At 61.2% G+C, this 10,273-nt stretch carries 10 protein-coding genes; 4 read left to right on the top strand and 6 right to left on the bottom strand.

The window, feature by feature from the left end:
- From ACNPP0_RS11725 to flhD, 6 genes are all read right to left on the bottom strand, one after another.
- Window positions 1-395 (bottom strand): Hpt domain-containing protein (locus tag ACNPP0_RS11725; RefSeq protein WP_448705962.1); only part of this gene is annotated, 395 nt, incomplete at its 3' end.
- Window positions 396-425: 30 nt separating this feature from the next.
- Window positions 426-806 carry a response regulator gene (locus tag ACNPP0_RS11720; protein ID WP_046806437.1) on the bottom strand — a complete coding sequence of 127 codons (381 nt, stop codon included), beginning with the start codon at window positions 804-806 and terminating at the stop codon, window positions 426-428.
- A 2-nt stretch (window positions 807-808) separates the two neighbouring features.
- Window positions 809-1,798 (bottom strand): flagellar motor protein MotB, encoded by a 990-nt coding sequence (gene motB, locus ACNPP0_RS11715; protein WP_332607593.1) that lies wholly within the window; start codon window positions 1,796-1,798, stop codon window positions 809-811.
- An 11-nt stretch (window positions 1,799-1,809) separates the two neighbouring features.
- Window positions 1,810-2,679 carry a flagellar motor stator protein MotA gene (gene motA, locus ACNPP0_RS11710; RefSeq protein WP_046806435.1) on the bottom strand — a complete coding sequence of 290 codons (870 nt, stop codon included), beginning with the start codon at window positions 2,677-2,679 and terminating at the stop codon, window positions 1,810-1,812.
- Window positions 2,680-2,809: 130 nt separating this feature from the next.
- Window positions 2,810-3,391, bottom strand: a complete 582-nt coding sequence (gene flhC / locus ACNPP0_RS11705) for a flagellar transcriptional regulator FlhC (RefSeq protein ID WP_332607592.1) — start codon at window positions 3,389-3,391, stop codon at window positions 2,810-2,812.
- Window positions 3,392-3,423: 32 nt separating this feature from the next.
- Window positions 3,424-3,747 (bottom strand): flagellar transcriptional regulator FlhD, encoded by a 324-nt coding sequence (gene flhD / locus ACNPP0_RS11700; protein ID WP_006219025.1) that lies wholly within the window; start codon window positions 3,745-3,747, stop codon window positions 3,424-3,426.
- A gap of 431 nt (window positions 3,748-4,178) precedes the next feature.
- Between flhD and ACNPP0_RS11695 the strand changes: the two genes are divergently transcribed.
- From ACNPP0_RS11695 to ACNPP0_RS11680, 4 genes are all read left to right on the top strand, one after another.
- Complete coding sequence (locus tag ACNPP0_RS11695; RefSeq protein ID WP_332607591.1) at window positions 4,179-4,934, top strand: RNA polymerase sigma factor FliA; 756 nt, start codon at window positions 4,179-4,181, stop codon at window positions 4,932-4,934.
- 151 nt (window positions 4,935-5,085) lie between these two features.
- Entirely contained in the window at window positions 5,086-6,690 is a 1,605-nt protein-coding gene (locus ACNPP0_RS11690; RefSeq protein ID WP_448705961.1) for a methyltransferase regulatory domain-containing protein, read from the top strand.
- Between the two features lie 239 nt (window positions 6,691-6,929).
- A complete protein-coding gene (locus ACNPP0_RS11685) occupies window positions 6,930-8,603 on the top strand; it encodes a flagellin N-terminal helical domain-containing protein (protein ID WP_448705960.1) in 1,674 nt (557 codons plus the stop codon).
- A gap of 362 nt (window positions 8,604-8,965) precedes the next feature.
- A partial coding sequence (locus ACNPP0_RS11680; protein WP_448705959.1) for a methyltransferase domain-containing protein occupies window positions 8,966-10,273 on the top strand: 1,308 nt, incomplete at its 3' end.

Here is a 10,273-nt window from a genome sequence, read left to right as displayed (position 1 = left end):
TCCAGCGCCAGCTGCCTCAATACGGCGCAGATACGCTCAAACACGGCTTCATCGGGCTCTTCGGAGGCCCGATAGGCATCCAGTTGGCTTTTGAGCACGTCTTTCGTTTCCAAGAAGATATCAATCATGTCCGTGCGCAGCGCCATTTCGCCGCGACGGATTGCGTCAAGAAGGTTTTCAAGCAGGTGGGTGGTGCCCGCCAGCTGCGTAAAACAGCCGAATGTCGCCGCGCCGCCCTTGATCGAATGCGCCGCGCGGAAGATGGCATTGAGCTGTTCAATGTCGGGAGACCCTACGTCGAGCTCCAGCAGCAGCTGCTCCATCTGCGCGAGCAGCTCATCCGCCTCGTCGAAAAAGGTCTCGTAAAACTGACTGAGGTCCAAACCAGAACTCATGACCCGTACGCCTTCATAAATGAACCTGCTTTACGCGCCGGCCTGCTCATCGAGCAGCTCGGTCGCCAATTCCACCAGCACATCGGGGTCGACCGGCTTGGACAGCCAGCCACAAACGCCCAGATCCCGAGCGGCCATCTTGCTACCCACATCGTCTTCGGTGGTCAGCACCAGCACCGGTACATCCAGGTACTGGTCCAGCTCACGCAGGCCTTGAATCAATTCAAGCCCGCCCTTGACGGGCATATTCCAGTCGCTGACCACGAGGTCCACCGGATGGCTCTTGGCCACCTCCAGCGCTTCCTGGCCGTTGCCGGCCGTCAACACTTTCCACCCCGCGCCCGTCAACGTCGCCTGGACGATCATCCGCATCGTCGCCGAGTCGTCCGCCACCAGAATCGTTGCCGCCATTGCTATCGAACCCCCTGAACCGGCGGCGCGTTCGCCGCTTCGCCTTGATTGGTTGCCGTCGTGGCCTGGGCGGCGGCTTGCACCGCCTCCACGGCCGTCCCCACCTCGCGAGCATCTTTGGCGCTTACGTCCGCGGCTGCGGCGTTCTCGTTTTCGATGCGCTTCTGGGTGTTCATATTGAGCACCACGAGGCTGATACGTCTATTAACGGCTGCATACGGATCATCTTTAACCAGACTCATGCTGGAAGACAGACCCTGGATGCGCATGACCTTGCTTTCGTTCATGCCGCCGGCCACCAATTCCTGGCGCGAGGCATTGGCGCGGTCCGCCGACAGTTCCCAGTTGCTATAGGCGCGCTCACCGCGCGCGTACTGCGAGGCGTCGGTGTGGCCCGAGATACTGACGCGGTTAGGCAGCTCGTTCAGCACCGGCCCCAGTTCGCGCAGAATGTCGCGCATGTACGGCTGCACTTCGGCGCGGCCGGTGGCGAACATCGGGCGGTTCTGGTTGTCGATGATCTGGATGCGCAGGCCCTCGGTCGTCAGGTCGATCAGCAGCTGCGGCCTGAAGCTTTTCAGGACGGGGCTGGTCTCGATGACGTTTTCAAGGCGGCGCTTCAGGTTTTCCAGGCGGTGCTGTTCGCGCCGTTCGGCGTCGCCCATGGGCTGGGATTCGACCCGGTTGCCCTGGCCTTTGCGCACATCGCCCTCGCTGCGCAAGGGGTCGCGGCCGCCGCCGGGCACGGCGCTGGTCTCGGCCGAGCTGCTGGGCCCGCCCGTGATCGCCACGCGCAGCGGCATGCGGAAGTATTCCGCGATGCCCTTGAGCTCTTCGCGCGGCACGATGCTGATCAGCCACATCACCAGGAAGAACGCCATCATCGCCGTGATGAAGTCGGCGTAGGCGATCTTCCAGCTGCCGCCATGGTGCCCGCCGCCCTTGACCTTCTTGCGGCGGATCACCACACGGTGGTTGTTTACGGTGCTCATCGCCCGCTCCGTCAGGCCTTGCCGGTCGACTTGGTTTGCCGGACGTGCTCTTCCAGCTCACCAAAGGTCGGACGCACGGACGAGAACAGCACCTTGCGGCCAAATTCCACCGCCAGTTGCGGCGGGTAGCCGTTCATGCTGGCCAGCAGCGTGGTCTTGATGCATTCCAGCACTTTCATGGCTTCGTCATTGCGGCGCTCGACCCGCGAGGCCAGCGGCCCCACGAAACCGTACGCCAGCAAGATGCCCAGGAACGTGCCGACCATGGCCTTGGAAATCAGGTCGCCCAGGATGGCGGGCGGCTGGTCCACTGCCGCCAGCGCCTTGATCACGCCCAGCACCGCGGCCACGATACCGAAGGCCGGCAGGCCGTCAGCCATCTGTTGCAGCGCGTGCGCGGGCACTTCGCGTTCATGGCGATAGGTCTCGATTTCCTCGTCCATGAGCGTTTCGATTTCAAACGAGCTCATGTTGCCGCTGATCATGATGCGCAGGTAGTCCGTAATGAACTCCATGAGCTTCGCGTCTTTGGCAATGCGCGGATATTCGCTGAAGATCGGGCTGGAAGCCGGGTCCTCAATATGCGATTCGATGGCCATCAGGCCTTCACGGCGCGCTTTATTCAACAACACGTACAGCAGAGCCATCAGCTCCATGTACACGTCCTTGCTGTAGCGCGAGCTTTTAAGCGCGTCGGGCAGCGCCTTCTTGACCAGCATCAGCGATTTTTTGCTGTTGCCGGCAAGGAAAGCCCCAAAGGCCGCACCAAAGATCAGTGTCAGCTCGAAGGGCTGGTAAAGCGCGCCCAAGTGGCCGCCCAGCGCTATGAAGCTGCCGACGACCGACACGATCACCACGAGAAAACCGATAACAATCAACACATCAGGCCCCTGCCAACGAAGTCTAAAACTGGCGTCAATGATCCCCTGTTCCCCCCGACCCAAAAAGGCGGGTTACGGGGAGTTTTCCAGGGCTTTTGATGTATTTGGACGCGCGCCTGGCGCGTCCGGGTCACGGACGGACAGCGCCGAGCGCGGGCACCGGACGGGTGCCGGCACGTGCTTTGGCCGCCGCGCGCGTCTTGCCGGCGCGAGGAGGCGGACGGCAGATCGCGCACACGAAATCCGAGTGCGGGTCGTGGGCATGGGCGATGAAATGGCCACCGCATTGGCGGCAGGCGGACAGCTGGAGCATGCCGCTGTCGAAGAAACGCACAAGCATCCAGGCACGGGTGAAGCTCAACACCGGTTCCGAGCTTTCGGCCGTGTCCAGGCCGGCGTTTTCCAGATAAAGGCGATAGGCGTCGATGATGGCGCGGATGCCTTTGCTGCTGGTGCGCGCGTTCAGGAACGAATAAACGTTGTAGAACAGCGACGAGTGAATATTCGGCAGCCAGGTCATGAACCAGTCCACCGAGAACGGCAGCATGCCCTTGGGTGGCGAGCAGCCGCGAATTTCGCGGTACAAGCGTGCCAGGCGGTCGTGGCTGAGGCTGGTTTCAGCCTCCAGGACCTGAAGCCGCGCTCCCAGGGTAATCATGGAGCTGGCAAGCAGGATGTCGTCCGCTTCCTGAGATACGCTTTTGGAGGCCATTACACGAGTCCGAGTGGGTGTTGGAGCGGCCGTCAGGCCAGTTCTTCTACAGGTTGCTTGGCCAGCAAGATTGTTGCGTGAGCTTGTTGCAGCGCGCCGCCCAGAACATCATGGGTCAGGGCCGACAACAGGCTGTAGTCATCAAAGCGGAAACGGCACAGCAGCGAACTGGAGCTGGCCAGCTTGACCAGTTGCGCCGGCGACAGGCGCATCAGGATGTCAGCGACTTCGTTACTGAATCCCAAACGAAACATGGATGCTGCATAGTCATCACGCAACATACGTTGCGCAAGTAACAGGTATGACAGATTCACTTCGCGAATGTCTGCCAGCAAAGAATTTTCGACTTGTTGCACGCCCTACTCCCTATCCCAATCCCACCCACGGGGGCTCGATAACCAAAAGCACCGGTGTCTTAGTGACACCTGGTTGCTGCTGCATCCTGTTTTAATGCGAAATGTATCATTTGTTCGCAATTTAAGTAAAATTTACCACAGGTGATGTCATTTTCTATGACTTATATGACAAATCTTTGTTGATATTGCGCAACCTGTGAGTTTCGATACACATTGACATAGAAACTCGTGACGAATTTACGTCAATTTGGCAAATAAGCATTCAAAACGTTGCGTACTTCCGGGAATGAAATGTTGTGCAGTGCCGACAATGTCACCTTGCCGATCACTAAATCCTGGTCGCTTTAGCGCAGCCGCGCGTTTGTCGACAATGTCGCAAATTGACAACGTCTGACGATGCGTCACGATGGACACCGCCTGACATTCCCGCAATGCCCCACGCAGATGACAGCTTGGTCGAATATGCCCCGCTAGTGCGGAAGCTGGCCCTGCAATTGCTCGCACGGCTACCCGCTAGTGTGGAGCTCGACGACCTGATACAGGCCGGCATGATCGGCCTGCTTGACGCCGTAAGGCGCTATCAGGAAACGGCAGACGCCCAATTCGAGACCTACGCCACGACCCGTATTCGTGGCGCGATGCTGGACGAGCTTCGCGGCCAGGACTGGCTGCCCCGCAGCGTCCGCACCAAGGCGCGCAAGATCGAGCAGGCTATCCAGCAGCTCGAGCAGCGCCTGATGCGCGCGCCTTCCGAAGCCGAGATCGCCGCCCAGCTTGAAATGCCGATCGGCGAATACCAATCGCTGCTGCACGACGCCCAAGGCGTGCAGATCGTGCATTACGAAGACTTCACCACCGAACCCGACTCCGCCTCCGGCCAGTCCGACTGGACCGCCACGCTGAACCACGGCTCGGCCGGTGGGAATCCGCTGGATGCGCTGTTGGCGGGTGATTTCCGTCAGGCGCTGGTGCAGGCTATTGATGCGCTGCCTGATCGAGAGAAGTTGTTGCTGTCGCTGTGTTACGAGCAGGGGCTGAATCTGAAAGAGATAGGCGCCATCATGAATGTGACCGAGGCACGGGTGTGTCAGCTGAGGTCGCAGGCGACGGCGCGGATACGGGCGAAGTTGAAAGATCTGGCCTGGCAGGAACTGCCGCTGGAAGGGCAGATCGCGCAGATTATTTGATGGGGCGATTTCGCGACAGGAAATTCCCCCGCAAATCCATCGCTGTTCGGCCCATATACCCGAACGCCATGCTGATAGCCTTTCGAACAGCATCCCAATCCGCAAGCAGTCGCGGTTAAACCGCGCGCAGCCCCTTCCCTGGAATTACGCAATGACCGCAGCCGATCATTTGACTCAGGCCATCTCCGACGCCTACGACGAAACCCCCTATATCTCGAACGCGTTCGCGTACACGTCGCCGGGCAACCTGCGCGCGGTGGCTAGCCTATATGGCTTGGCCGCGCCCCCGCTTGATACCGCGCGCGTACTGGAACTGGGTTGCGCAGCGGGCGGGAACCTGCTTCCCTTCGCGCTGGCCCACCCCAACGCTCGCGTCGTCGGCATAGACCTGGCGCCGCAGCAGATTGAAGCCGGCCAGCAGATTGCCGAAAAAACCGGCGCCCGCAATCTGGACCTGCGCGCCATGAGCGTGACCGACGTCACCCCTGAATTGGGCGTGTTCGACTACATCATCTGCCACGGCGTGTTCAGCTGGGTGCCGCCCGAAGTCCGCGACGCCATCCTGCGCATCTGCCGCGAGAACCTGGCGCCCGAAGGTGTTGCCTACGTCAGTTACAACACCTATCCCGGATGGAAAGCCGCGGACGTGGTCCGCGATGCCATGATCCTGAACAGCTTTGGCGCGCAAACCGCACAAGAGAAGCTGGCCAGCGCCAAGGAGATGCTGGACCTGTTGGAAAACGGCTTGTGGCACAACAATCCGCTGCAGTCGGCCCTGCAGGGCGCGGCGCATAAACTGCGCGGACAGTCCGACCACTATCTGCTGCACGAATACCTGGAAGCGATCAACACGCCTTGCTACTTCCTGGAATTCGCGGCTGCCGCCCAGCAGGCCGGGATGGCGTATATGACGGACGCCGAACCGCATCTGACCTTCGCTTCCACCTACGGCAGCAAGGTCGCGCTGGGACTGAACGGCTTGTCGGCCAAGGGCAACCGCGAAATGCGCGAACAGTATCTGGATTTCGCGGTGGGCCGCTCTTTTCGTAAAAGCCTGCTGGTGCATGGCGAGCGCGCTGAAAAAATGCTGGAACAACCCGAAGGCACGGCGTTCAAGGCCATGCACTTCGCCACGCGTCTTGACGTCGCCGCCCCTTCGCCTGGCGCCTCGGCCGAACATCGCCACTACCTGACGCCCAACGGGGCGACGCTCAGCAGCAAAGACCCGGCCATGCTCGGCATGATCGACGCGATGAACAAGGCCTGGCCGCGCTCGCTGCCGTTTGACGCGCTGCTGGACATTGCGCAATCCCACCATTCGGGCGTGCAAGGGGACGACCTGGCCAACGTGGTCTATATGAACTTGATCACACTGGTGCAATCCAGCGGGGTTCATTTCCGTATGGAACCATCGCCCTACCTGGCGCCCGACACCAAGCCCGCTTTGATTCCGGGTGCCCGCGAACTACTAGATGAAGTAACAAGCACGGCATGCCAAGTGGGTATGTACAACCTGTGGCACCAGCCGGTGACGCCGCCCGCTGACGCACTGGGCCGATTCGTCGCCCTGCATATGGACGGCTCGCGCAGCGTGGCGGAGCTTCGCACCCTGACGCGCGACACCCTGACATCCGGACGCACGCCCCACCCCAACGGCCAGTCTTATAAGGGTGCGCGGAATCTGGAACCCGTGGCGCAGGAATTCCTGAATGCCTTGCTGGCTGAATTGCGTCGCACCGGCCTGCTGGTGAATTGACGCTTACAACTTCCACGGCCAGCGCCTTGCAGGCAAGGGCCGGGCCCGCGCCGCGGAACCGCCTAATAAAGCCAACATATTTACGATTGCCGAAAAAAAAGCCTAAAGATTGATTTGCGACTGCCGTAATCCTGACAACGGAGAAATTCGAAGACGCAAGAAAGCGAATTCTCCCGTTAACACGATGGGCGGCCCCGCTGCCCGGTTTGAAGAAGCCTTTCTCTCTTGGGAGCCTAAACATGGCTGCAGTCATTAACACCAACTACTTGTCGCTCGTTGCTCAGAACAACCTGAACAAGTCGCAATCGTCCCTGGGTACCGCCATCGAACGCCTGTCGTCGGGCCTGCGCATCAACAGCGCCAAGGACGACGCCGCCGGTATGGCCATTGCCAACCGCTTCACCGCGAACGTCAAGGGCCTGACCCAAGCCGCTCGTAACGCCAACGACGGTATCTCGCTGGCTCAGACGACGGAAGGCGCCGCCTCCGAAGTCAACACCCACCTGCAACGTGTTCGCGAATTGTCGGTGCAAGCTTCGAACGGCAGCTACTCGCAAGAACAGCTGAACTCGATGCAAGACGAAATCAACCAACGTCTCTCGGACATCGACCGCATCTCGGAACAAACCGACTTCAACGGCGTGAAGGTTCTGTCGGATTCGGCCAAGCCCCTGACGCTGCAAGTTGGCGCCAACGACGGCGAAACGATCACCCTGAACCTGTCGGAAATCAGCGTCAAGACGCTGGGTCTGGACGGCTTCAACGTCAACGGCTCGGGCGTGACCCAGAACCGTTCGGCTACCGTGTCGGATCTGCAAGCTGCTGGCGGCACCGCTGCAGGTAATGACTGGACGGTCGCCACCACGCACAAGGCTGTCAGCGCTGACCAAGCCTTCGGCAAGCTGGAAAACGGCAACACCGTTGTTGTGGGCACCGGCACCGCCGCCACCACCTACACGTACGACGCCACGAACAAGAACTTCACGTTCACCGACAAGTCGGCTTCGAACGCTGGCGCGATCACCACGCTGGCCAACTCGCTGCGTCCGGCTACCGGCACCACGACCGCTACCTACACGCACAACAACGGTGGCAGCACCGAGTTCCAAGTTGATGCGACCGGCAAGGTCACCATCGGCGGCCAAGACGCTTTCCTGGATGCTGCAGGCAACCTGACCACCAACAACGCCTCGGCAACGGCCGCCACGCTGAACAGCGTGCTGACCGCCACCGCCAACACCGGCGCAGCCGGCGCCTCGTCGGTTTCGATCGGCGGCAAGACGTACAACAGCACCGGCACGGCCAACGCTCTGTCGTTCACCAACACGGTCGCTTCCGACGCACTGCTGGCCACGGTGAAGGCAAGTGCCAACGCCACTGTTACCCTGGGCCAAGGCATCACCAGCGCCGATCTGGCGTTCGTGAGCGGCGACTCGACCGACACGTATGTTGACGGCAAGGGCGAATTCACCACGACCAAGACGTACAACACGACCTACACCGTTGACCCGAACACGGGCAAGGCCACGGTCAAGAGCGGCACCGGCACCGGTGACTACGCTCCCAAGGTTGGCGCTGAAGCCAAGGTCAACAGCTCGGGCGTTCTGACGACCGAAGACACCAGCAAGGGCACCAAGACGTCCGATCCGATGAAGACGCTGGACGCCGCCTTCACGAAGCTGGACAAGCTGACCGGCGAACTGGGTGCTGTCCAGAACCGTCTGGAATCGACGATCTCGAACCTGAACAACGTGGTCAACAACCTGTCCAACGCTCGTTCGCGTATTCAAGACGCCGACTACGCCACGGAAGTGTCGAACATGTCCAAGGCTCAGATCCTGCAACAAGCAGGTACCTCGGTTCTGGCGCAAGCCAACCAAGTGCCGCAAACCGTTCTGTCCCTGCTGCGTTAATTCTCAGCGACAGATCCGGTTGGCAGAGGAAACTTCGGTTTCCTCTTGCTGGCAGCCAGGGCAAGCCCTTCGCGCCTGTCCCTGGAATCCCCAAAAACCCGCCTCGGCGGGTTTTTTTTCGCCCCGCCCACGCCCGCGAGCTTTGGGCAAACTGGCGGTGAATTCCGATGCTGATTCGACGAATGGAAGCGGGCCGCCGTTCGTAGAATTCCCGCAATAGATTCCTTGACTCCGCCCTTTACCCGCCCATGTCCTATCCGGCCTTCTCCCATCGTCAAGCCGTCGCAGAGCCGGGTCGGCTTGCGCCCAGCCACTCGCCGGCCCACCTGCGGGCCACTGCGCATCTTTATGGGGTGGAGACCGTGCCGCTGGAACGCGCGCGCGTGCTGGCGCTCGGCTGCGGCACCGGCGAAGGGCTGCTTCCCTTTGCGCTGGCCTATCCCAGCGCCCAGGCCGTGGGCGTCGACGCAAGCGAAGCCTTGATCGCACAGGGCACGGCAGCCGCACAGGGGATGGAAGTTACCAACCTTGCGCTGTATGTGGGGCAAGCAACGGATTTGGGCGCGCAGCTGGGGCTGTTCGACTACATCGTGGTGACGGGTCTATATAGTTACTTGCCGGCTGATCAGGCGCATGCGCTGCTGCAAGCGTGCGAAAAACTGCTGTCGCCCCTGGGTGTGCTGTATGTGGATAGCCCGGTGTACCCCGGCGCCAAGGCCTTGGACGTCGTGCGCGACGCCATCATGCTACACGGTCACGCCGCCCAGACCCAAGACGAGCTGCAACAAAGCGCGCGCGCCGCGCTGGCCTTGTTCAAAGACGGCATGGCGGCCGGCAATCCTCAAGCCTCCACGCTGAATGCCGCAACGGCCTGGTTTGACAGGGCGTTGAACGCACCGTCCCCCGGAGCGTCGCCCGCGCCGGATCCGCTGACCAGCACTCCCAGCTATTTTGTGGAACTGGCCGGACGCGCTGCCGAGGCAGGGCTGGCATACGTGGGCGACGCCCAGCCGCTTAGCGAGATTGCGCTTAATTTCGGTCAGGGCGTCTCGCTGAACCATAGCTTGCTGGCGATGGGGCTGCCCGCCACTGTTCGCCAGCAGTACCTGGATTTCGCCACGGGCCGTGCATTCCGTCAGTGTCTGTGGATCGCGCAAGCGCGTGCCGCCCAGGCCCAGGCCAAGCCCGACCTGGACCGCCTACGCGATTTGCGATTTGCCTCGGGCCTGACCCGCTTGGCCGCCAATGGCCAGCAGACTGGCGCCACCTATATCAACCATCTGGGTCGCGCCCTTGTCACGTATGAAGCGGACGTGGTGACCGTTGTGGACACGCTGGCCCACGCCTGGCCCGCATCCCTGCCCTACAGCACATTGCTTGCTGTATTGATGCACCGGAATCAGCAAACCGACGCCCCAGCGGCCAAGACCCTCGATCACGCGATCCGCGTGTTGATGGAAAACGACCTGGTGCATTATTGCTTGGACGCCGGCCCTTACGAGCGCGAAGACGGTGGCGAAAACACCCTGCGGCCGCTGCCCTGCCTGGATCTGGAATCGCAAGCCCCGGCGGACGCGGTCTGGCCGCAATTCAACCTGTGGCACGAACCAGTGTTGCTGGCGCTCTCCGAGGCCCAGACAGCGACGCTGCGCGCCATGGCTGCCGGGGGG

The sequence above is a fragment of the Achromobacter semiaridum genome (assembly GCF_053543755.1).
Note: the sequence above shows the minus strand (reverse complement) of the source record. Positions and strands in the feature narration are given on the sequence as shown.